This window comes from Delftia sp. PX-1, assembly GCF_055797465.1.
In genome coordinates this window covers 373,512-394,883 of the sequence record NZ_CP184763.1, presented here as the reverse complement: position 1 = coordinate 394,883, position 21,372 = coordinate 373,512, and the positions used below count along the sequence as shown (strand labels likewise).

At 68.4% G+C, this 21,372-nt stretch carries 24 protein-coding genes; 15 read left to right on the top strand and 9 right to left on the bottom strand.

Annotation, left to right across the window (positions count from 1 at the left end):
* Nucleotides 1–3 precede the first annotated feature (3 nt).
* The 3 genes from gatB (at nucleotide 4) to ACN20X_RS01800 (ending at nucleotide 4,126) form a co-directional block, all read left to right on the top strand.
* Nucleotides 4–1,446, top strand: coding sequence for an Asp-tRNA(Asn)/Glu-tRNA(Gln) amidotransferase subunit GatB (gene gatB / locus ACN20X_RS01810; protein WP_473210238.1), 1,443 nt, complete (start codon nucleotides 4–6; stop codon nucleotides 1,444–1,446).
* Nucleotides 1,447–1,603: 157 nt separating this feature from the next.
* On the top strand, nucleotides 1,604–2,827 hold the full coding sequence (locus ACN20X_RS01805) for a serine hydrolase domain-containing protein (protein ID WP_473210237.1): 1,224 nt from the start codon (nucleotides 1,604–1,606) through the stop codon (nucleotides 2,825–2,827).
* Between the two features lie 162 nt (nucleotides 2,828–2,989).
* Complete coding sequence (locus ACN20X_RS01800; protein ID WP_473210236.1) at nucleotides 2,990–4,126, top strand: HPP family protein; 1,137 nt, start codon at nucleotides 2,990–2,992, stop codon at nucleotides 4,124–4,126.
* A 64-nt stretch (nucleotides 4,127–4,190) separates the two neighbouring features.
* Here ACN20X_RS01800 and serA read toward each other — a convergent pair whose 3' ends face one another.
* Nucleotides 4,191–5,420 carry a phosphoglycerate dehydrogenase gene (gene serA, locus ACN20X_RS01795; protein ID WP_012202286.1) on the bottom strand — a complete coding sequence of 410 codons (1,230 nt, stop codon included), beginning with the start codon at nucleotides 5,418–5,420 and terminating at the stop codon, nucleotides 4,191–4,193.
* A gap of 358 nt (nucleotides 5,421–5,778) precedes the next feature.
* Between serA and ACN20X_RS01790 the strand changes: the two genes are divergently transcribed.
* From ACN20X_RS01790 to ACN20X_RS01775, 4 genes are all read left to right on the top strand, one after another.
* Nucleotides 5,779–6,756, top strand: coding sequence for a hypothetical protein (locus ACN20X_RS01790; protein WP_473210235.1), 978 nt, complete (start codon nucleotides 5,779–5,781; stop codon nucleotides 6,754–6,756).
* A 49-nt stretch (nucleotides 6,757–6,805) separates the two neighbouring features.
* Nucleotides 6,806–7,369 carry a nitroreductase family protein gene (locus ACN20X_RS01785; protein WP_043791108.1) on the top strand — a complete coding sequence of 188 codons (564 nt, stop codon included), beginning with the start codon at nucleotides 6,806–6,808 and terminating at the stop codon, nucleotides 7,367–7,369.
* A gap of 122 nt (nucleotides 7,370–7,491) precedes the next feature.
* Nucleotides 7,492–7,728: a hypothetical protein gene (locus ACN20X_RS01780; RefSeq protein WP_473210234.1), complete on the top strand. Its 237-nt coding sequence runs from the start codon at nucleotides 7,492–7,494 to the stop codon at nucleotides 7,726–7,728.
* A gap of 76 nt (nucleotides 7,729–7,804) precedes the next feature.
* Nucleotides 7,805–8,158: a hypothetical protein gene (locus tag ACN20X_RS01775; RefSeq protein WP_016448558.1), complete on the top strand. Its 354-nt coding sequence runs from the start codon at nucleotides 7,805–7,807 to the stop codon at nucleotides 8,156–8,158.
* Between the two features lie 30 nt (nucleotides 8,159–8,188).
* On the opposite strand, the gene ACN20X_RS01770 is transcribed toward ACN20X_RS01775, so the two are convergent.
* From ACN20X_RS01770 to pyrE, 3 genes are all read right to left on the bottom strand, one after another.
* On the bottom strand, nucleotides 8,189–10,807 hold the full coding sequence (locus ACN20X_RS01770; RefSeq protein WP_310044821.1) for a membrane-bound PQQ-dependent dehydrogenase, glucose/quinate/shikimate family: 2,619 nt from the start codon (nucleotides 10,805–10,807) through the stop codon (nucleotides 8,189–8,191).
* A gap of 170 nt (nucleotides 10,808–10,977) precedes the next feature.
* On the bottom strand, nucleotides 10,978–11,592 hold the full coding sequence (locus tag ACN20X_RS01765; protein ID WP_473210798.1) for a DUF4124 domain-containing protein: 615 nt from the start codon (nucleotides 11,590–11,592) through the stop codon (nucleotides 10,978–10,980).
* Nucleotides 11,593–11,638: 46 nt separating this feature from the next.
* Entirely contained in the window at nucleotides 11,639–12,340 is a 702-nt protein-coding gene (gene pyrE, locus ACN20X_RS01760; RefSeq protein WP_016453598.1) for an orotate phosphoribosyltransferase, read from the bottom strand.
* A 10-nt stretch (nucleotides 12,341–12,350) separates the two neighbouring features.
* Between pyrE and ACN20X_RS01755 the strand changes: the two genes are divergently transcribed.
* From ACN20X_RS01755 to ACN20X_RS01745, 3 genes are all read left to right on the top strand, one after another.
* Entirely contained in the window at nucleotides 12,351–13,154 is an 804-nt protein-coding gene (locus ACN20X_RS01755; protein ID WP_016448562.1) for an exodeoxyribonuclease III, read from the top strand.
* A gap of 92 nt (nucleotides 13,155–13,246) precedes the next feature.
* Nucleotides 13,247–13,522 carry a type II toxin-antitoxin system CcdA family antitoxin gene (locus ACN20X_RS01750; RefSeq protein ID WP_016453599.1) on the top strand — a complete coding sequence of 92 codons (276 nt, stop codon included), beginning with the start codon at nucleotides 13,247–13,249 and terminating at the stop codon, nucleotides 13,520–13,522.
* Nucleotides 13,519–13,683, top strand: a complete 165-nt coding sequence (locus tag ACN20X_RS01745; protein ID WP_016453600.1) for a CcdB family protein — start codon at nucleotides 13,519–13,521, stop codon at nucleotides 13,681–13,683. The genes ACN20X_RS01750 and ACN20X_RS01745 overlap by 4 nt, the downstream gene beginning before the upstream one ends.
* Nucleotides 13,684–13,753: 70 nt before the next feature.
* On the opposite strand, the gene ACN20X_RS01740 is transcribed toward ACN20X_RS01745, so the two are convergent.
* The 4 genes from ACN20X_RS01740 to ACN20X_RS01725 form a co-directional block, all read right to left on the bottom strand.
* Complete coding sequence (locus tag ACN20X_RS01740; protein WP_012202277.1) at nucleotides 13,754–15,178, bottom strand: NAD(P)(+) transhydrogenase (Re/Si-specific) subunit beta; 1,425 nt, start codon at nucleotides 15,176–15,178, stop codon at nucleotides 13,754–13,756.
* Complete coding sequence (locus ACN20X_RS01735) at nucleotides 15,175–15,519, bottom strand: NAD(P) transhydrogenase subunit alpha part 2 (RefSeq protein ID WP_012202276.1); 345 nt, start codon at nucleotides 15,517–15,519, stop codon at nucleotides 15,175–15,177. Before ACN20X_RS01735 ends, ACN20X_RS01740 begins: the two co-directional genes overlap by 4 nt.
* A gap of 1 nt (nucleotide 15,520) precedes the next feature.
* Nucleotides 15,521–16,645, bottom strand: a complete 1,125-nt coding sequence (locus ACN20X_RS01730; RefSeq protein ID WP_473210233.1) for a Re/Si-specific NAD(P)(+) transhydrogenase subunit alpha — start codon at nucleotides 16,643–16,645, stop codon at nucleotides 15,521–15,523.
* A 133-nt stretch (nucleotides 16,646–16,778) separates the two neighbouring features.
* Entirely contained in the window at nucleotides 16,779–17,066 is a 288-nt protein-coding gene (locus ACN20X_RS01725) for a hypothetical protein (protein WP_473210232.1), read from the bottom strand.
* On the opposite strand from ACN20X_RS01725, the gene ACN20X_RS01720 reads away from it, so the two are divergent.
* Together ACN20X_RS01720 and ACN20X_RS01715 are read left to right on the top strand one after the other, a co-directional pair.
* Nucleotides 16,971–17,270, top strand: a complete 300-nt coding sequence (locus ACN20X_RS01720; RefSeq protein WP_473210231.1) for a zinc ribbon domain-containing protein — start codon at nucleotides 16,971–16,973, stop codon at nucleotides 17,268–17,270. The genes ACN20X_RS01725 and ACN20X_RS01720 overlap by 96 nt on opposite strands.
* An 86-nt stretch (nucleotides 17,271–17,356) precedes the next feature.
* Complete coding sequence (locus ACN20X_RS01715; protein ID WP_012202273.1) at nucleotides 17,357–17,995, top strand: MBL fold metallo-hydrolase; 639 nt, start codon at nucleotides 17,357–17,359, stop codon at nucleotides 17,993–17,995.
* Between the two features lie 13 nt (nucleotides 17,996–18,008).
* Here ACN20X_RS01715 and ACN20X_RS01710 read toward each other — a convergent pair whose 3' ends face one another.
* Entirely contained in the window at nucleotides 18,009–18,695 is a 687-nt protein-coding gene (locus ACN20X_RS01710) for a Crp/Fnr family transcriptional regulator (RefSeq protein WP_013800207.1), read from the bottom strand.
* Nucleotides 18,696–18,780: 85 nt separating this feature from the next.
* Between ACN20X_RS01710 and ACN20X_RS01705 the strand changes: the two genes are divergently transcribed.
* The 3 genes from ACN20X_RS01705 to ACN20X_RS01695 are packed head-to-tail and all read left to right on the top strand — an operon-like array spanning nucleotide 18,781 to nucleotide 21,333.
* The gene (locus ACN20X_RS01705) at nucleotides 18,781–19,776 is read left to right on the top strand and encodes an ABC transporter substrate-binding protein (protein WP_338499458.1); all 996 of its coding nucleotides are present in this window, start codon (nucleotides 18,781–18,783) and stop codon (nucleotides 19,774–19,776) included.
* Nucleotides 19,777–19,790: 14 nt separating this feature from the next.
* Nucleotides 19,791–20,588, top strand: a complete 798-nt coding sequence (locus tag ACN20X_RS01700; protein WP_338499456.1) for an ABC transporter ATP-binding protein — start codon at nucleotides 19,791–19,793, stop codon at nucleotides 20,586–20,588.
* A complete protein-coding gene (locus ACN20X_RS01695) occupies nucleotides 20,578–21,333 on the top strand; it encodes an ABC transporter permease (protein ID WP_034365684.1) in 756 nt (251 codons plus the stop codon). The genes ACN20X_RS01700 and ACN20X_RS01695 overlap by 11 nt, the downstream gene beginning before the upstream one ends.
* The last annotated feature ends 39 nt before the right edge of the window (nucleotides 21,334–21,372 follow it).

The window sequence follows — 21,372 nt, the reverse complement described above, 5'->3', positions numbered from 1 at the left end:
CAAATGATGAAACTCATCCAGGGCTATGAAGTCGTCATCGGCTTCGAGACCCACGCCCAGCTGGCCACCCAGTCCAAGATCTTCAGCCGCGCCAGCACCGCCTTCGGCGCCGAGCCCAACACCCAGGCCTGCGCCGTGGACATGGCGCTGCCCGGCACGCTGCCGGTGATGAACAAAAAGGCCGTCGAGTGCGCCATCCGCCTCGGCCTGGCGCTGGGCTCGCACATTGCGCCGCGCAGCATCTTCGCGCGCAAGAACTACTTCTATCCCGACCTGCCCAAGGGCTACCAGATCTCGCAGTTCGAGATTCCCGTGGTCCAGGGCGGCGAGGTGTCCTTCTTCCTCGGCGACGAGAAGAAGACCATCCGCCTGGTGCGCGCCCACCTGGAGGAAGATGCCGGCAAGTCGCTGCACGAGGACTTCATCGGCCAGTCGGGCATCGATCTGAACCGCGCCGGCACGCCGCTGCTGGAGATCGTGACCGAGCCCGACATCCGCAGCACGGAAGAAGCCGTGGCCTACGCCAAGACGCTGCACCAGATCGTGACCTGGATCGGCATCTGCGACGGCAACATGCAGGAAGGCAGCTTTCGCTGCGACGCCAACGTCTCCGTGCGCAAGCCCGGCCAGCCGCTGGGCACGCGCCGCGAGATCAAGAACCTCAACAGCTTCAAGAACATGCAGCTGGCCATCGACTACGAGATCCGCTGGCAGATCGAGGAAATCGAGGACGGCCGCCGCATCCAGCAGGCCACCGTGCTGTTCGACCCCGACACGGGCGAGACGCGCTCCATGCGCACCAAGGAAGACGCGGCCGACTACCGCTACTTCCCCGACCCCGACCTGCCGCCGCTGGTGGTCGCGCCCGAGTGGGTGGAACAGGTCAGGGCCGACATGCCCGAGCTGCCGCGCGCCATGGCCGCGCGCTTTGTCGAGCAATACGGCCTGCCCGAGTACGACGCCACCACGCTGACGCAAAGCCAGGCTATGGCCGCCTACTTCGAGGACACGGCCCGGGCCTGCAATGCGCCCAAGCTGGCCAGCAACTGGATCATGGGCGAGATCTCGCGCCGCCTGAACACCGAGGAAATCGGCATGGAGGCCGCCAAGGTCTCCAGCGCCCAGCTGGCCGCGCTGATCAAGCGCATCGGCGACGGCACCATCTCCAACAACGCCGCCAAGCAGGTGTTCGAAGCGCTGTGGAGCGGCGAAGGCAGCGATGTCGACGCCATCATCGAGGCCAAGGGCCTCAAGCAGATGAACGACACGGGCGCGCTGGAGAAGATCATCGACGAGGTGATCGCCGCCAATCCGGCCAACGTGGAGCAGTACCGCGCAGGCAAGGACAAGGCCTTCAACGCCCTGGTCGGCCAGGTCATGAAGGCTTCCAAGGGCAAGGCCAACCCGGCGCAGGTCAACGAGCTGCTCAAGGCCAAGCTGGCCTGACCACACGCCCGGTCCACCCGGCCCACCAGGCCCGCCAAGCCCGCCCACCGTGGCGGGCTTTTTTTCGTGTGCACGCTCCGCGCCGGCTGTCCCGCACCGAACAGCGCCTGCGCCCGCATGTCTCCAGAATCCCTGCCATCGCACCTGAGGAGACAGCATGACCGCCAGCACCGACCGCCTGCACATCCCCGGCCTGCCCTGGGCCGACTCCCCTGAAGCCGTAGGCCTGGGCGGCGCGCGCCTGGCACACCTGTCGGCCCGGCTGCAGCGCGGCGTGGACACCGGCGAGATCCCGGGCGCCGTGGCCCTGGTGGCGCGGCGCGGCAAGCTCGCCTATCTGGAGAGCTTCGGCCTGCTGGACCCCGAGGCCGGCACGGCCATGCGGCCCGATGCCATCTTCCGCATCGCCTCCATGAGCAAGCCCATCACCTCGCTGGCCATCATGATGCTGGCCGAGCAGGGGCGGCTGTCCATCATCGAGCCTGTGGAGCAGTACCTGCCCGAGCTGGCCGCGCTGCGCGTGGGCCTGGAGCGCGCGCCGCTGGCACGCTCCATCACGCTGCAGGACCTGCTGCGCCACACCTCCGGCATTCCCTATGGATTCGCCGGCACCGAGCACCCCGTCAAGAAGATGTACCTGGATGCGGGCCTGTTCAGCGGCAAGTTCACCAATGCGCAGTTCATCACCAGGCTCGCGCAGCTGCCGCTGGTGGCCCAGCCCGGCGAGACCTGGGAATACGGCATGTCCACCGACGTGCTGGGCCGCGTGGTCGAGGTGGTCAGCGGCCAGACGCTGGCCGCCTTCGTGCGCGAACACATCACCGGGCCGCTGGGCATGGCCGACACGGGCTTTCATGCGCCCGACAGCGAGATCGCACGCGCCGCGCGGCCCCAGCCCGAAGGGCCGCAGAAACAGATGCCGCCCATCCCCCCGGTCACGCGCGCCATGGTGTTCGAGTCGGGCGGCGGTGGCATGGTCTCGACCATGGCCGACTACGCGCGGCTGTGCCTGTTCTGGCGCAACGGCGGCACGCTGGACGGCGTGCGCCTGGTCTCGCGCAAGACCGTGGAGCTGATGACCTCCAACCACCTGCCCGCCAGCGTGCGCATGGGACCGGACATGGCGTATTTCGGCGCCCAGCTGCCCTCGCCCGACGTGGGCCAGGGCTTCGGCCTGGGGTTTGCGGTGCGCACGGCGCCGGGCCTCAACCCGCTGCCGGGCAGCGTGGGCGACTTTTCATGGAGCGGCATCTACGGCACCTTCTTCTGGATCGATCCGCAGGAGGACCTGTTCGCCATCCTCATGATGCAGTCCATGGCTCAGCGCATTCCCTACCGCTGGGTGATGCGCGAGGGCGTGTACCAGTCCGTGGTGGACTGAGCCGGCAGGCGCGCTGCACCGAAAGGGTGCAAAGCCCATGCTGCCAGCAAGAGCGGCGTCCCCTCCTAAAATGACGCGCTTTTGCAGCCCTCCCCGGGGCCGCGCAGGCAAAGACAAAAAGACAACAAGGCCATGGGCTGGAACAGAAAAGCATGGGGGCCTGTGGTGCCACGCCCCGCGCCTGCGGACATGTGGCGCGTGGCCATGGGCTCCATCGTGGGCATGGGAATGGCCACGGCCCTGGTCTGGCTGGCGCATGCGGGCACCTGGGATCTTCCCCTGCGCCTGTTCGCGCCGCTGGGTGCCACGGCTGTGCTGCTGTTCGCCGTGCCCACCAGCCCGCTGGCCCAGCCCTGGTCCTGCGTAGTGGGCAATACGGTGTCGGCGCTCTGGGCCCTGTTCGTGCTGCAGTGGAGCCCTCCCCAGCTGGCCCCTGCGCTGGCCGTGGGTGGCGCCATAGGCTGCATGCTGCTGACGCGCTCGCTGCATCCGCCGGGTGGCGCCATGGCCCTGCTGACGGTGCTCAATGCCAAGGCCTCGCTGGCCGCCGGCTGGATGCTGCCCTTCGTGCCCGTGGGCGCGCTGACGCTGGCGCTGGTCCTGGCGGCCACGGCGCTCCACCGCGCCACGGGCCGGCGCTATCCCCACCATGCCGACACGGCGCCCAAGGCCTCGCCCGCCGATTCGGCCCATCGCCATGCCTCGCGCCTGGGCCTGTCCCATGCCGATCTGGAGGCGCTGCTGCTGCGCTTCGGCCAGGAAAACAACCTGGAAGCCGACGACCTGGCCGAGCTGCTGGCCGCCGCCGAGGAAACCGCCATCGAGCACCGCCTGGGCGGCGTGCGCTGCGCCCAGCTGATGACGCGCGATCCCGTGAGCTGCTCCTTGGACGACGACGTGCACGCCGTGGCCGCACGCTTTCGCGCGCACCCGGCCAAGAGCCTGCCGGTGCTGGACGCCGATGGCGGCCTGGCCGGCACGGTCTCCCGTGCCGAGCTGTACGAGTGGCTGTGGATGAGCCCCGTGCGCCCGGCCGAATCTGCGGCAAAACCTTCTTTGTTGAACTGGCTGGGCCAGCGCCTGCCCGGCAAGAGCCGGGCCGTGCCCCGCCTGTCGGAGCTGCCCCAGCTGGTTCATGCGCCTGAACTCAGCGTGGACGAGGACACGCCCGTGGGCCAGTTGCTGGACGCCCTGGCCCGGCACAGCGTGCCCTGCATTCCCGTGATGCGCGAAGGCCGGCTGACCGGCCTGATCACGCGCACGGACCTGATGCGGCTGCTGCTGCAGCCGGGCAGATAGGGCGACCCGGCAATGCGCCAGTTTCAGGAAGTGCGCCCAAGCGCAGCATCCTGAAACCTGGCCATCAGAACAGCACGCGGCAGCGGATGGTGCCGGGAACCTGGGTCAGTTTCTCGACCGCCAGGCCCGAGGACTGGGCCGCCAGGTCGATCACCACATAGCCCACCTTCTCGTCGGTGCGCAGGTACTGGCCGGCAATGTTGATGCCGTTCTCGGCAAACACCTGGTTGATGGCCGACAGCACGCCGGGCTGGTTGTGGTGCACGTGCAGGATGCGGTTCTGGCCGGGGTGGGCGGGCAGGGCCACTTCGGGGAAGTTCACCGCCGAGGTGGTGGTGCCGTTGTCGCTGTACTTGACCAGCTTCTCGGCCACTTCCAGGCCGATGTTGGCCTGGGCCTCCATGGTGGAGCCGCCCACGTGCGGGGTCAGGATGACGTTGTCCAGGCCGCGCAGGGGCGAGACGAATTCATCCTTGTTGCTGCGCGGCTCGGTGGGGAACACGTCGATGGCGGCGCCCAGCAGCTTGCCGGCCTTCAGGGCCTCGGCCAGCGGCTCGATTTCCACCACGGTGCCGCGCGAGGCATTGATCAGGATGGCGCCGGGCTTCATGGCCGCGATTTCCTTGGCGCCGATCATCCACTGGGTGGAGGGCAGCTCGGGCACGTGCAGGGTGACGATGTCGCTGCCGGCCAGCAGATCGGCCAGCGATGCGGCCTGGCGCGCATTGCCCAGCGGCAGCTTGGTGGACACGTCATGGAAGAGCACCTGCATGCCCACCGACTCGGCCATCACCGACAGCTGGGTGCCGATGGAGCCGTAGCCCACGATGCCCAGCGTCTTGCCGCGGATTTCGTAGGAATTCTCGGCGCTCTTGAGCCAGCCGCCGCGGTGGGCGGAGGCGTTCTTGGCGGGCACGCCGCGCAGCAGCAGAATGGCTTCGGCCAGCACCAGCTCGGCCACCGAGCGCGTGTTGGAGTAAGGCGCGTTGAAGACCACCACGCCACGCTCGCGCGCCGCGTCCAGGTCCACCTGGTTGGTGCCGATGCAAAAGCAGCCCACGGCCACGAGCTTTTGCGCGGCGGCGAACACGTCGGCCGTCAGCTGCGTGCGCGAACGGATGCCGACGAAGTGCACGTCGGCGATCTTGCGCTTGAGCTCCTCGCCTTCCAGCGCGCCCGTCACGGTCTCCACATTGGTGTAGCCCGCGTTGCGCAGCACTTCGAGTGCGGACGGATGGATGCCTTCGAGCAGCAGGAACTTGATCTTCGATTTATCCAGCGACGTTTTGGTCATGGGCGAGCCCTCTCTAGTCAGTCAGAAATCAAAGCGAGCATTACAGCGGATTCGGGAAGCCGCTACAGCCGGTAGGCCCAAAGCCAGCGCGCCCGCAAGCGGGAGAACCATGCGCCCTGCGGCCATGAACATCCCGCCATCCGGCAGACACCCATTGCAGGACGGCGCATGCCACGGGAGCACATGCACACTTCGAGTTTGGCGCGAAATGTAAAACATTGAGAACCGGTGCGCGCGTGCGCGGCAGCCTTCCTAGAATTCGCGCGTCTGCGTCCGGTGCTTTCAAATCAATAGCAACAGAACAGGCCTGCAGGCGGGCCGGACGCGCCCTTGTTTTACGAACCAACCGAGGAATCCGATGATTACAAACATGCTGCGCAGGATCGAGGACCTGCTGGTGCAGGTGGTGCGCGTGGTGCTGCTGGTGTTCTCCCTGCTCGTGCTGGTGGGCATGGCACTGTGGACCTGGGAGAGCTTCAGGCCCGGCAAGGCCGAGACGCCCCAGGCCGTGGCCCAGGAATTGAACTGGAAGGACGCCAGGCCCGACCTGCAGTTCGTCGTGGACGAAACCAGCCGCGACCTGGGCGCGGGCGGCGGCGAACCCGCCATGGAAAAGCGCCTGGCCGATCCGGCGCTGCGCCCCGCCTTCCAGAAGGCCGACGCCCTGGTGCGCGCCTTCGTGAACAAGGATCCTGCGCGGCGCGAGCGCATCGAGCGGGACCACCAGGCCCGGGGCCTGGCACCGCTGCACCCGCTGCTGCAAGGCGACGCCCTGCCGTCCGAGGCCGATGTGCAGCGCCGCATCCAGGAGCGCGGCCAGCGCGAAGGCGATGCCGGGGCCGTGGATGCGGCGGCCGATGCAGCGGCTGCCGACGCAGCGGCTGCCGCAGCCGCCTCCGCCGACGAGGAAGACAGCTGGATGGTCGATCCCGTGGATACCGCCGCCGCCATCCACGAGCGTGCCCAGGCCGCCGAGCTGGAACACGGCAAGGGCGCCTATGCGGCCTATGTGCAGGGCCTGCCCGCCGCGCTGGAGCAGGTCTTCGGCAATGCCGCGCTGGAGCCGCGGCTGCAGGCGCAGACGGCCCAGCAGATCCTGTCCACGGTGCTGCTGAACTACACGCTGTCCCTGGACAATGCGGCGCGCGCGCTGCGCGGCGAGGACAGCCACGGCAGCAGCTCCTGGAAGGAACGCTTCGGCGCCGTGGAGACGGCCTTCTGGAGCATGCTGATGTCATTCCTCGTGCTGGTGGTGATGGTGCTGGTCTTCATCCGCATGGAGCGCCACCTGCGCGTGATCAGCCAGCAGCATGGCCAGGCACCGCGCCAGCCCTGAGGCCTTGCGCTATCGTTGCCGCTTTCCTTTCTGCTTGCCGCCTATCCGCATGACACGCAACACCACCACCCCCATCCATCCGCAATTCCTGGGCCGCATGTCGCCGCGCGCCTTCAGGCCCGAGGCACTGAGCCAGGCCCAGGTCGAGCAGTTGGCCGACGCCGCGCGCTGGGCCCCTTCGGCCAGCAACAAGCAGCCCTGGCACTTTGCCTATGCGCTGCGCGGCGATGCGAACTGGCAGGCCTTCAGCACCATTCCCAACGAGTTCAACCGCCGCTGGTGCCTGGAGGCGGGCGCGCTGATCGTGCTGATGTCCGACCGCCAGGCCTCGCCCGGCAAGCACAGCTTCGACGCGGGCTGCGCCTGGGGCTACCTGGCGCTGGAGGCCCATGCCATGGGCCTGGCCACGCACGCCATGGGCGGCTTCTCGGCCGAGGCCGCACGCGAGGTGCTGCGCCTGCCCGAGCACCTGGAGCCCGAGGTGGTGATCGCCGTGGGCTGGCGCGGCGATGCAGCCGCCCTGCCCGACGATCTGCGCGAGCGCGAGGTGCCCACGCCGCGCAAGCCGCTGGCTGAAGTGCTGAGCGCCGGCCCCGTGGCCACGGGCGGCTGACGGCGGGTTCCAAGTCCTACGCCGCTTTGCGGGGATGCCCCGGATGGCCGCTCCAGGCCCCGGGGCTACACTGGCCCACAGGCCTGCGGCGCAGCAGGCGTCCATGACCCCAAGGAGTTGCCATGACACCATCCTCCAGCCCCAACCTCGACAAGCTGCGCAACATTGTCCAGAAGTTCGGCGCCAGCTCCTTCACCACGGACCAGGTGGCCAGCGAATACGACGACGCCCCGGCCACGGCGGAAAGCATCGAGCAGTTCGACGCCCTGCTGCAGCGCCATGCAGCCGTGCTGGGCATCCATTCCGTCCCCGGCAGCGGCGGCCAGGGCCACGGCGCCACCGTCTGGCACCCGGCCTGAGCACCGAAACCACGCAGGGCACGGCGCCGCTACACTCGCTGCGGCCGGCACTTTGCCGGCGCGCAGTTTCCTTTTGATGTCCTCACTCTCCCCCCATACCTGGCTGCAGCTGTCCGTGGCAGCCAGTGCCTTGCTGGTGCTCGCCTCCATCGGCTGGGTCTGGCACGGCACGCGCGCCCTGCCCGCGGATTCGCGCGATGGCCGCAGCGCCCGGCGCATGGCGGCCCTGTTCGCCCTGGGCGCCTTGGCCTGGCTGGCCTACGGCCTGTACACGGGCTATGCCGCGCTGTGGAAGGCAGACGCGCTGATGCTGTTCGCCCAGCAAGGCGCGCTGCTGCGCCTGCCGCTGCTGATCGGCGGACTGGCCTGGGTGGCCGCGCTGCTGGTCACGCGCGTTCTGCGCATGCTGGGCCGGGCCGGATCGGCATGAGCCGGCGCAGACCCCCACGGCGCTGAGCGCTCAGGGCGCCGCCACCTCCTTGGGCAGCACATAGGCACGCACGCTGTCGCCAGCCTTGGTGCCGGTCGAACCATGGCCACCCGCCACCACCACCAGGTACTGGCGCTGGTCCGTGCCCAGGTAGGTCATGGGTGTGGCCTGGCCGCCTGCGGGCAGGCGGTCCTGCCAGAGCTGGCGGCCGCTGTCCACGTCATAGGCGCGCACATAGTTGTCCAGTGCCCCCGAGTAGAAGGCCACGCCGCCAGCGGTCACCACCGGGCCGCCAATGCCGGGCACGCCCATGCGAAAGCCCAGCGGCAGCGGGCTCAGGTCGCGCGGCGTGCCGTTGCGGCGCTGCCAGACGATCTGGCCCGTGCGCAGGTCGGCACCCGCCACAAAGCCCCAGGGCGGCGCCTGGCAGGGAATGCCCAGCGGCGAGACAAAGGGCTTGAGCCGCACCGCAAACGGTGCGCCGAAGTTTTCGTTGAGCGCGGGCAGGCCGTCCTTGGGCGGGCCGCCATCCTGCACCAGCAGCGAGGTATCGTCCGCACGCGGCACCAGGGTGGAGACGAAGGCCAGCCGCGTGGGCGTGGCAAACACCACCTGCCGGCGCGGGTCCACGGCCACGCCGCCCCAGTTGAAGACGCCGAAGTTGCCCGGATAGATCAGCGAGCCCTGCTCCGAGGGCGGCGTGAAGCGCCCCTCGTAGCGCAGCCGGTGGAAAGCCAGCCGGCACCACAGCTGCTCGAAGGGCGTGGCACCCCACATGTCGCGTTCGGTCAGGGCCGGGGGATTGAAGCTCAGCTGCGAATGCGGCTGCGTGGGCGCCGTGCGGTCGCCGCGTGCCGCGCCCTGCGGCGCAGCCACCTCGGTAACGGGCAGCAGCGGCTGGCCCGTGCGCCGGTCCAGCACGAACAGCTCGCCCTGCTTGGTGGGCTGCACCAGGGCGGGCACGCTGTGGCCGCCGATCTCCAGGTCGATCAGGCTGGGCTGCGAGGGCACGTCGTAGTCCCAGAGATCGTGGTGCACGGTCTGGAACACCCAGCGCACGGCGCCCGTGGCGATGTCCAGCGCCACCACCGAGGACGAATACTGCTCGGCCTCGGCGCTGCGCCGGCCGCCCCATTGGTCGGGCGGCGCATTGCCCATGGGCACGAAGACGAGGCCCAGCGTCTCGTCCACGCTGGAGATGGACCAGCTGTTGGGCGAGCTGGGCACATAGGTCTGCCCTTCGGGCAGCGGCGTGCTGGTCGCTGGCCGGCCCGGGTCCCAGGCCCACAGCAGCGCGCCCGAGCGGATGTCGAAGGCGCGGATCACGCCCGAGGGCTCGCGCGTGGAATGGTTGTCCAGCACCGTGCCGCCCACGATGATGCGGTCGCGCGCCACCACCACCGGCGAGGTCGAGTAGTACGAGCCCGGCTTGCGCTCGGGCATGCCCTGCCAGAGGTCGATATGGCCCTGGCCGCCCGCCACGTTGCCGCAGGTCTGGCCGTCGGCGGGATTGAGGGCGACCACCTTGCCGTCGGCCGTGGCCATGAACAGCTTGGCGGTACAGCGGCCATCATCGGAGGAAGGGGCCGGGGAGGCCGGGGAGACCGTGGAAGCCGGATCAGCCTGTACCGCCCGTGCCGCCTGTGCGCCGGCCTTCCTTGCAGCCGGCGCCACCGCCGAATGCGTCTGCCCCGCCGCCGCATCGAACTGCGCGGCCGCCTGCGCCGACTGGTAGGACAGGCCCCGGCAGGTCAGGTGCTGCAGCGCCAGCCCCTTGGGCATGGGCAGGTCGCGCCGCCACAGCTGCTTGCCCGTCGTGGCATCGAGCGCAATCACCGACTGGTGGGGCGTGCACAGGAACAGGCGCTCGCCGATCTTCAGCGGCGTGACCTCGAACGTGGTTTCTTCGGGATCGCCGGGCTTGCCGCGCACATCGCCCGTGCGGAACTCCCAGGCCAATTGCAGCAGCCGCACGTTGTGCGGGCCGATCTGGCGCAGCGGCGAATAGCGCTGGCCCGCTCCGGTGCGGCCGTAGGCATGCCATTCGCCATCGGGCACGGCATCGGTGGCATCGCCCTGCAGCACCGGCGGGCTGCGCAGGCCGCCGGCCTCGGAGGCCACCATGGACATGTTCTGCACGGCCGTGACCTGGCCGTCGGCAGGCAGGTCCGACGCAGCGGCGGCCGCCCCCGCAAACTGGCCCTGGGTTTCATGGGCATCGCGCTGGCGCCCGAAGGACAGGCCCGCGAGAATGGCCGTGCCCAGCACCACCAGCGCCAGCGCCGCATGGGCTGGTGCCAGGCCCCGGTTCTGGCCCATGTCGGGCTCATGGCGCAGCGCACGCACCGACCAGGGCAGCACCAGCAGCAGGCCCATCAACCAGGGCACCCCCAGGCGCCCCGCCAGCGGCCACCAGTCCAGCCCTATCTCCCAGACCGCCCACAGCGCGGTGCCCAGCAGCCACAGCGCAAACAGCCACAGCGCCATGGCCGAACGGCTCGCCACGCCCCACCCCACCACCAGCAGCAGCAGGCCGGCGATCACGTAGTAGCCGCTGCCGCCGGCCAGCAGGAGCTGGGCGCCGCCCCAGGACAGCCAGGCCCCGGCTGCCCACAGCAGCAAGGCCATCAACCAACGCCACACCGTCATGCTGCCTCCCTTGATGTCAGCCCGCAGACTCGATGCGCAAAGCCTAGCCCTGCATGCGGGCGCCGCATGCAGGACGAATTCGACTCAGCAAGCGTGCAACGAGAAGGAGGAAGGAAAGGAGGGGCAGGAAGAAGAAAGAACGCGGCGGCGGGCGCGGCGTTGGGCCAGCCTCAGCGGCGTGCGCTCGCAGCCCACAGCTGGCGCAGCTGCTGCAGCTCGGCATCGAAGCGCTCCTGGATGCGGCGCTTTTCCTGGTCCTGCTGCTGGACGAAGCGCTGCTGCTCCTCCTGCGAGACCGTGTTCTCGTCGAGCTGGCGGCGCAGCGATGCCGGCGCCTTGGCGGGGTCTTTCCTGTAGAACTCCATCTCGGCATTCAGGGCCGTGCGCCGCGTCTGCAGTTCCTGCTGGCGCTGGCGCGCCACGGAGATGACCTGATCGACCTGGGAGATGGCCTCGGCACGCTCGGCATCGTGGGCGGCCTGGTTGGGGTAGCGCGTGATCAACGCCTTGTCGCGCGAGCGCTCCTCGCGCATGCGGCGCTGCTCTGCCTGGTCGCGGCGGCGCTGGGCGTCCAGCTCGGCGCGTTCGTTGTCGGTCAGCGTGGGGCCCACGCGGCGCAGCTCCACGCCGGAGTTGCCCAGCACGCGCTGGTCGCGGTCCACGCATTCGGCAATCGGGCGGTCGGCCGTCAGGCGGCGGCCACGGGCGTCGGTGCATGAATAGATGCCCGGCCCCAGGGGCACATCCTGGGCGAGCACGGCGCAGCCCAGCGTGGCCAAGCCCATGGCACACAGCAAGGATCGTGCATGCATCGCCCGCTTCATCAACCGCTTACCCCTTGTCGTTGACTCCATAACGCTGGCGGTAGGCCAGCACGCGCTCATGGTGGCCGCTGCCTGCGCTGCCACCTTGAATCTCAAGATAAAGCAATAAGTCTGCCAGTTTTGCAATAGTGCAGACCTGCATGCCCAGCTGGTTGCGCACGTACTGCACGGCGCTGTGGGGCACGTCCTGGCCATTTTCCGTGGCCATTTCCTGGCGGTCCAGCGCGATGGCCACGGCATGCGGCGTGGCACCGGCGGCGCGGATGATGGCGATGGACTCGCGCGCGGCCGTGCCGGCGCTCATCACGTCGTCCACGATCAGCACGCGGCCCTTGAGGGGCGCGCCCACCAGGGTGCCGCCCTCGCCGTGGTCCTTGGCTTCCTTGCGGTTGTACGCAAAGGGCTTGTTGATGCCCATGCGGGCCAGCTCCACCGCCACGGTGGCCGCCAGCGGGATGCCCTTGTAGGCCGGGCCGAAGATCATGTCGAACTCGATGCCGCTGGCCGCGATGGCTTTTGCATAGAATTCGGCGAGACGGCCCATCTTGCCGCCGTCATCGAACAGGCCGGCATTGAAGAAGTACGGGCTCATGCGCCCGGCCTTGGTCTTGAACTCGCCGAAACGCAGCACCCCTGCGTCAACGGCGAATTGCACAAATTCCTGCGCCAGACGGCCTGCGTCATCGGCCTGCAGATTACTCACCACCATGGATTCATCCTTGTTCAAATTGACCAGCCTCAACCTCAACGGCATCCGCTCGGCCTCGACCAAGGGCGTCGAAGCCTGGATCGAGGCCACTGCGCCGGATTGTATTTGCGTGCAGGAAATCAAGGCCCAGGCCGCCGACATGACCGGACGCTTCGAGCTGCTGGCCGGCCTGCGCGGCCACTTCCACTACGCCGAGAAAAAGGGCTACTCGGGCGTGGGCGTCTACAGCCGCCACGAGCCCAGCGACGTCGTGGTCGGCTTCGGCTCGCACGAATTCGACGCCGAAGGCCGCTACGTGGAGGCGCGCTTCGACACGCCATCTCGCAAGCTGTCCATCATCAGCGCCTACTTTCCCAGCGGCAGCTCCGGCGAACTGCGCCAGACGGCCAAGTTCCGCTTCCTGGCCGAAATGCACGCCCACCTGATGCGCATGAAGGGCGAACGCGAGTTCATCCTCTGCGGCGACATCAACATCGCCCACCAGCAGATCGACCTCAAGAACTGGCGCAGCAACCAGAAAAACAGCGGTTTCACGCCCGAGGAACGCGAGTGGATGACAAAATTGTTGAACAAAACTGAGCCGACTGGCGGCCTGGTGGACGTTTATCGCCTGCTCCAGCCCGACACCACCGACACCTGCTACACATGGTGGAGCAACCGCGGCCAGGCCTACGCCAACAACGTGGGATGGCGCCTGGACTACCACCTGGCCACCCCCGCTACCGCCGCGCTGGCCCGCACCGAGAACATCTACAAGGATGTGAAGTTCTCGGACCATGCGCCGGTGACCATCGGCTACGACATGAAGCTGTGAGACGTTCAAGCAGGGCCTTGGGTCGCGGCGGTTTGACTCGTCGCGGTCTCATACAGACACTGTGCGCATGATCTTTATCTGAGGGTTCCGAGATGAAATCCATTGCTGTCTCCAGCGCCAAGCGGCCAATCCATCTCACGATCAATGCAGATCTGGTGACGCAGGCCAAGGCCTATACCGACAATCTCTCGGCCACCATGGAATCCCTGCTGGCCGAATACGTTGCCAGGCAGGAGGGCGCACAGCGTGAGCGCCAACGGCTTGCCGACGCCTGCGCCAGCGACTGGAACGCGGTCAACATCTCGGTGGGTTCGTTCGCAGACGAGCTCTGCTGCCGCGCGGCACTCCAACCGTGGGTGCGAGGATGAATCCCGTGTTTGTCATTGAAGGCGTGCCGGTCGTCCTGCATGCCCAGGACATGGTTTCAGTCGCCCTGGATCAATTGGGTGAAGTGGTGGCCTCACTGGAGCATGAAGGCCAAGCCATCGCCGATGCGCTGGACGAATTGCTGACCCGGTCCGGGGGCTGACCCAAGATCGTTTTCAAGGAGGCCAGGGCTTGGGCCCTGCCCTCCTCGGACTTCAGCCCGGGCGCACGCCTCACTCCAGCGCCTTGCCCATGTCCTCCACCACCTTCTTGGCGTCGCCGAAGACCATCATGGTCTTGTCCATGTAGAACAGCTCGTTGTCCAGGCCCGCATAGCCGGCCGCCATGGAGCGCTTGTTCACGATCACCGTCTTGGCCTTGTAGGCCTCCAGGATGGGCATGCCGTAGATGGGGCTGCCCTTGACGTGTGCGGCGGGGTTCACCACGTCGTTGGCGCCCAGGATGATGGCCACGTCGGCCTGGCCGAACTCGCTGTTGATGTCCTCCATCTCGAAGACCTGGTCGTAGGGGACCTCGGCCTCGGCCAGCAGTACGTTCATGTGGCCGGGCATGCGGCCCGCCACCGGGTGGATGGCGTACTTCACCGTCACGCCGCGCTCGGTGAGCTTGTCGGCCAGCTCCTTGACCGCGTGCTGGGCACGCGCCACGGCCAGGCCGTAGCCGGGCACGATGACCACGGTCTCGGCATTGCCCAGGACGAAGGCCGCATCGTCGGCGCTGCCGCTTTTCACGTTGCGCTGCTGCTGGGAGCCTGCGGCCGCGCTGGTGGCCTCGCCGCCGAAGCCGCCCAGGATCACGCTGAAGAAAGAGCGGTTCATGGCCTTGCACATGATGTAGCTCAGGATGGCGCCCGAGCTGCCCACCAGCGATCCCGCAATGATCAGCATGCTGTTGTTCAGCGAGAAGCCGATGCCCGCCGCCGCCCAGCCCGAGTAGCTGTTGAGCATGGACACGACCACCGGCATGTCCGCGCCGCCGATGGGAATGATCAGCAGCACGCCCAGCAGCAGTCCCAGGGCGATGACCAGCACGATGTCCATCCAGCTTTGGCTGTGCCAGAAGCCGAAGACGAAGAAGGCCGCAGCCAGCCCCAGCACGGCGTTGAGCGCATGCTGGCCCTTGAACTGCACGGGCGCGCCCTGGAACAGGCGGAACTTGTACTTGCCGCTGAGCTTGCCGAAGGCGATCACCGAGCCCGTGAAGGTCACGGCGCCGATGAAGGCGCCCAGCGCCAGCTCCACGCGGTTGCCGCCCGGGATGGCGCCGCCCTTGGCCGTGATGGCAAAGGCCCAGGGCTCGGCCACGGCGGCCACGGCGATGAACACCGCCGCCAGGCCGATCATGCTGTGCATGAAGGCCACCAGCTCGGGCATCTTGGTCATCTCCACGCGCTGCGCCATGACGGCACCGGCCGTGCCGCCGACCAGCAGGCCCAGCAGCACCCAGCCCAGGCCCAATGCATTGCCGCCGGCCAGCTGCACGATGAGCGCCGCCGTGGTCAGCACGGCGATCACCATGCCGGCCATGCCGAACAGGTTGCCCCGTATGGACGTGGTGGGATGCGACAGCCCCTTGAGCGCCTGGATGAAGCAGACGCTGGCCACCAGGTAGAGCAATGTGACGAGGTTCATGCTCATGACTGGCCCTCCGCCTTGGCGTCCTTGCCGTCCTTGGCCGGAGCGCTCTTGCGCTCTTTCTTGCGGAACATCTCCAGCATGCGCCGCGTGACCAGGAAGCCGCCGAACACGTTGACCGCGGCCAGCGCCACGGCCAGCACGCCCATGGTCTTGCCCAGGCCCGTTTCCGTGAGCGCCGCCGCCAGCATGGCGCCGACGATGACGATGGCCGAGATGGCATTGGTCACCGCCATCAGCGGCGTGTGCAGCGCGGGCGTGACGGTCCACACCACGTGGTAGCCCACGTAGATGGCCAGCACGAAGATGATGAGATGGATGATGGTGGGGGATACGGCTTCCATGTCATTTCCTCCGCTGTGCTGCGAGTTGGCCTTCATGGGCCATCAGGCACGCGGCCACGATGTCGTCCTCCATGTCCACATGCAGGGCGCCATCCTTGTTGATGATGAGCTTGAGAAAATCGAGCACATTGCGTGCATACAGGGCCGAGGCATCGGCCGCCACCAGCGCCGCCAGGTTGGTCAGGCCCACGATGGTCACGCCATGCGTGACCACGGTCATGCCGGCCTGGGTCAGCGGGCAGTTGCCGCCGCGCTCGGCCGCCAGGTCCACGATGACGGCGCCTGGCTTCATGGCCTGCACCATCTCGGCCGTGACCAGCACGGGCGCGGGCCGGCCCGGGATCAGCGCCGTGGTGATGACCACGTCGGCCTGGGCCACGCGCTTGGCGACCTCGGCCTTTTGCCGGTCCAGCCAGCTTTGCGGCATGGGGCGGGCGTAGCCGCCCACGCCTTCGGCGGCCTCCTTTTCCTCGGCCGTCTCGTAGGGCACGTCGATGAACTTCGCGCCCAGCGACTCGACCTGCTCGCGCACGCTGGGCCGCACATCGCTGGCCTCGATCACGGCGCCCAAGCGCTTGGCCGTGGCAATGGCCTGCAGGCCGGCCACGCCCACGCCCAGCACCACGACGCGCGCGGCCTTCACCGTGCCGGCCGCCGTCATCAGCATGGGAAAGAAGCGCTGGTACTGGTTGGCCGCAATCATCACGGCCTTGTAGCCGGCGATATTGGCCTGGCTGGACAGCACGTCCATGCTCTGCGCACGCGTGGTGCGCGGAGCCGCCTCCAGCGCATAGGCCGTGATGCCCGCATCGGCCAGGCGCTGCAGGCCTGCGGGCTGGAAGGGGTCCAGCATGCCGACCAGCGTTGCGCCCTTGCGGACCAGGGGCAGCTCACCCTCCGAAGGAATGCGCACCTTGAGCACAAGATCGGCGCCCAGGGCGCCTGCCGCATCGACGATCTCGGCGCCCGCTGCCTCGAACAAGGCATCGGGCACGCTGGCCGCCACTCCCGCTCCCGACTGCACGCGCAGCACATGGCCTTGCGCACGCAGCTTCTTGACGGTCTCGGGGGTCGCGGCCACCCGGGTTTCTCCTGCCATGGTCTCGGCAGGCACGCCAATCAACATACCGGTTCTCCCTCGCGTGATGCCGGTACCCGCCCTGCGCTGCATTGCGCAGGCGGCGGCCCGGCCCATCCTCGAAAAAATCCTTGCGCGCCTGCATGACGGCAGGCTGGCTTGGCGGCACGGCTAGCTTGTATCACGGCCGCGTGGCGGCAGCCACGGGGTCTGCCCGCGAGGATGTCGCCTGTCCGTCACAAGACGCCGGATTGCCGCGAAATGACAGCCACATTAAATGATCGCCATCCACGACCCGGCGCACCGCTGCCGTGTCCCAATGCACCTTTGAGCGACTGCAGCGGCGCAGCCGCGCAGTGCGAAGGAAGGCACCATGGGACTCTTGCAAAGACTGTTCGGACAACACGCGCGCGGCGGCCATCACGGCGGCCATCACGGCGGCCATCACGGCGGCAATATCGGCGTCCATATCGGCGGGCATCACGCCGGCGGCGCATACCCGCCTGCGGCCGTGGCGGCGGTCTGCCCCGGCTGCCATGCATCGATTGCCTCCAGCTCGCGCTTTTGCCCGCAGTGCGGCGGCGCGGTGCTGCCGCAGGCCTGCAGGAGCTGCAACGCCAGCCATCCGGCCGGTGCGCGGTTCTGCGGGCAATGCGGCCAACCGACCACCTGACGGCGCAAGCGGAGGCGGCCCTGCGCTGCCATCAGGGGAAGGAGCGGGAATAATGGGCGCTTTCGCCAGAAGCACCCACGCCGCCCATGCTCCAGTACCACACCATCCCCGTCACCGCCTTCCAGCAGAACTGCTCGCTGGTCTGGTGCGACCAGACCATGGAAGCCGCCGTCATCGACCCGGGCGGCGACCTGGAGCAGATCGGCTGGGAGATAGAGCGCCTGGGCCTGGCGCTCAAGGCCATCTGGCTCACGCACGCCCACATAGACCACGCGGGCGGCACGCGCGAGCTGGCCGATGCACAGCAGCTGCCCATCATCGGCCCCCATCCCGGCGACCAGTTCTGGATCGATGCCCTGCCCCAGCAGGGCGCCATGTTCGGCTTCCCGCATTCGGACCCCTTCACGCCCACGCGCTGGCTGCACGATGGCGACACGGTGAGCATCGGCCAGGAAACGCTGCAGGTGCGCCACTGCCCCGGCCATACGCCCGGCCACGTGGTGTTCCATGCGCCGCAGATCGACCGCGCCTTCGTGGGCGACGTGCTGTTCGCGGGCAGCATCGGCCGCACCGACTTTCCCCAGGGCAACCACCAGCAGCTGATCGACAGCATCGTCCAGCGCCTGTGGCCCATGGGCGACCAGACCGTGTTCATCCCGGGCCACGGCCCCGAAAGCAGCTTCGGCCGCGAGCGCAAGAGCAACCCCTACGTGGGCGGGACCTGAGCCTGCAGCTGCCTCAGCCCAGCACCTCGATCCACCGATAGCCCAGACGCACGCTGCCGCCCGCCTGCAGCTTGCGCAGCTCCTCGTTCACGCGCTGGCGCGAGGCGCCCACCACATGCGACAGATCGCCCTGCGATATGCGCAGCAGGGTACGGCCACCGGGCAGGGGCTGGCCGTTCTCTGCCGCCAGAACCTGCAAGGTGGCCCAGACCCGGGCATGCAGCGTGTCCTCCGAACTGATGAAGATCGTGTCCAGCAGCCCGTTCACGCGCAGGCTCAGCAGGCGCGCCACAGCCAGGCATGCGGGCGCATCGCGCTCCAGGAAGTCCAGCAGCGGCTGGCGCGGCAGGACCAGCACCTCGACATCGCCATCGGCCACCAGGTCCACGGGCACGGGCGCATTGCCCAGCACCGAGCTGATGCCGGTGATCTCCCCGGCCTCCAGCCAGCGCGTCATGCGCTCGGTGCCGCCCACGGTGAAGGCCACGACACGAAAGCGCCCTGACAGCAGCACCAGCGCATGGTCGGCCGCATCGCCGCGCTTTTGCACGAACTGTCCATCGCGGTAGCGGCGCCTGGAGCCTATGGCCCGCAGCCCGCGTGCCGATGCGGCCGGCAATTCGGCCAGCAGGTCCACGCGATAGCGCTCGCTGCGCGCCTGCGCCAAAGAGGTGTTGGGGGAACCGAGCTTGGTGTTCACCCGATCATTGTCCCTTTCGCGGCAATTGGCGCATAGCACCGTCCTTGTAATCGGCCCCATACCCACACGTATGGAGCCCGCCCCCATGATCCGCACCACGCTCGCCCTGGTATCCGCCTTCGTGTTCGCCCTGCTCTCGACCCAGGCAGCCCTGGCACAGACGCCCACGCTGCGTATCCAGGACTACCCCGGCATCGGCAATTTCCTGGTGCGCGTGGCCAACGCGCGGGGACTGTGCGAGAAGCACGGCATACGCTGCGAACTGCGCCCCATCCCGCAGGCACCGCTGGCGCTGCAGACCTTGCTGGCCGGTGACCTCGAAGTGGCGTTTACGCCGCCCGAGGTGCTGCTCCAGGCGGTCAACAAGGGCGCCGACCTCAAGGTGATCGGCAGCGGCGCCAGCGCGCCGACGTTCTTCCTCATGGCCTCGTCGGCCCTGCCCACCCCGCATGCCGCCCAGGGCTATCCCGCCGTGATGCAGGACTTCAAGGGCCGGCGCATCGGCGTGACGGCGCGCGGCAGCGCGGCCGAGTTCCAGCTCGTGAGCCTGCTGCAGGGCGCCGGCATGAAGGCGGACGACGTCACCATCGTCGCCGTGGGATCGCCCAACACCGCCTTTCCGGCGATTGCGCAAAGGCAGGTCGATGGCCTGATGCTGTTCTCGCCCATGGACGGCTTTTGCGAGGTCAGCCAGGCCTGCCGCATCGTCGTCGATCCGCGCAGGGGCCAGGGTCCGGCCGATGTGGTGGACACCAACGGCGCCGGCGTGCTGCAGGTGGTGCGCGCCGACTTCCTGCGCAAGAACGCCCCGGCCGTGGAGGGCTTGCGCCGCGCCATGAACGAGGCGGCCGACTATGCCCGCGAACCGGCCCATTTCGATGCATTGCTCAAAGTCGCGCAGGACAGCTTCCGCATCAACACGACCGGCGGCGAACGGATCCTGGAAGTGGCGCTGCGCAACGCCATTCCTTCCATGCAGTTTGCGGTGGACCCCAAGGCCCTGCAGCATGCCGCGCGCTACCTGCAGCGCACGGGGCAGATCAGCCGGCTGATCGACACCGCGCCCCTGCTGGCGCAGTGAAGGGGGCGCGCGCCATGACTTCCAATGTATCGCAACTGCCGCCGCAGGCCATTGCCGCCGACGGCCTGCACCTGAGCTTCGACGGCCGCACGCAGGTGCTGGACAACATTGCGCTGCAGGTGGCCGAGGGCGAATTCGTCTCGCTGGTCGGGCCCAGCGGCTGCGGCAAGACCAGCCTGCTCAACCTCTGCGCGGGCCTGGTGGCCCACACCGGCGCCGGCACGCTGCGCGTGCTGGGCGAGGCACCGCGCCTGGGCAGTTCCCGCGTGGGCTACATGCTGGCGCGCGACAGCCTGCTGCCCTGGTGCACGGCGCTGGAGAACGCCGCCTTCGGCGCGCGCGTGCGCGGCGTCGGCACGGCCGACAGCACGGAGCGCGCACTGCGCATGCTGCAGGAGGTGGGCCTGGCCGACCATGCGCAGGCCCTGCCCAAGGCCTTGTCCCACGGCATGCGCCAGCGCACGGCGCTGGCGCGCACCTTTGCGCTGGACGCGCAGCTGCTGCTGATGGACGAGCCCTTCGGCGCCCTGGACGCGCAGACCAAGCTGCAGCTGCAGGACCTGCTGCTGCGCCTGTGCCAGCAGCACCGCCACAGCGTGCTGTTCGTGACCCATGACCTGGCCGAGGCCGTGGCCGTCTCCGACCGCGTGGTGGTGATGTCCTCGCGCCCGGGCCGCATCATCGCCGACCTGCCCATAGACCTGCCGCGCCCGCGCTCCATCCGCGACCTGCAGAAGTCGCCGCGCTTCCATGAACTCTATGCGGCCCTGTGGTCGCAGCTTGAATCGGGATGGGTGCACCATGAAGGCTGACCGTCTGCAATGGCTGGCGCTGCATGCGCTGTTCATCTGTCTCGTGCTGGGACTGGCCGAATGGGCCGCCGCGCGCCGCTGGCTGGACCCCACCTTCTTCGGCCAGCCCAGCGGCGTGGCCGCCTATCTCTGGAACCATGCGGGCACGGCCCGGTTCTGGTCCGACCTGGGCTGGACGCTGGCCGCCGTGGGCTGCTCCTTCGTGCTGGGCAGCGTGGCCGCCTTCGCCACCGGGCTGGCCTTCGTGCGCTGGCCGGCCATCGAGCGCTTTGCGGAGCCCTACTTCAACGCGCTGAACGTGATGCCGCGCATCGCGCTGGCGCCCCTGTTCATCCTGTGGTTCGGGCTGGGGCTGGGCAGCAAGATCGCCGTGGGCTGCTCGCTGACCTTCTTCATCGTGCTGTCGGCCACGGTGGCAGGCATGCGGGGCGTCAGCCAGGACCACGTCACGCTGTGCCGCACCCTGGGCGCCAGCGCCGCCACCACCTTCTTCGAGGTCACGCTGCCCGGCGCCGTCCCGGTGATCTTCTCGGGCCTGCGCCTGGGATTGATCTATGCCCTGCTGGGCGTGGTGGGCACCGAGATCATCGCCAGCGAAAAGGGCCTGGGCCAGACCCTGGCCTACCTGGGCTCCACCTTCGACATCAATGGCGTCATGGCGCTGCTGCTGGTGCTGGCCCTGCTGGGCGTGGGCATGGTGCGCTTCATGTCCTGGGCCGAGAGGCGGCTGCTGCACTGGCAGTGAGCCCGCCAGCCCTCTCTCCCCACCCCCCTTCCTCCCTTC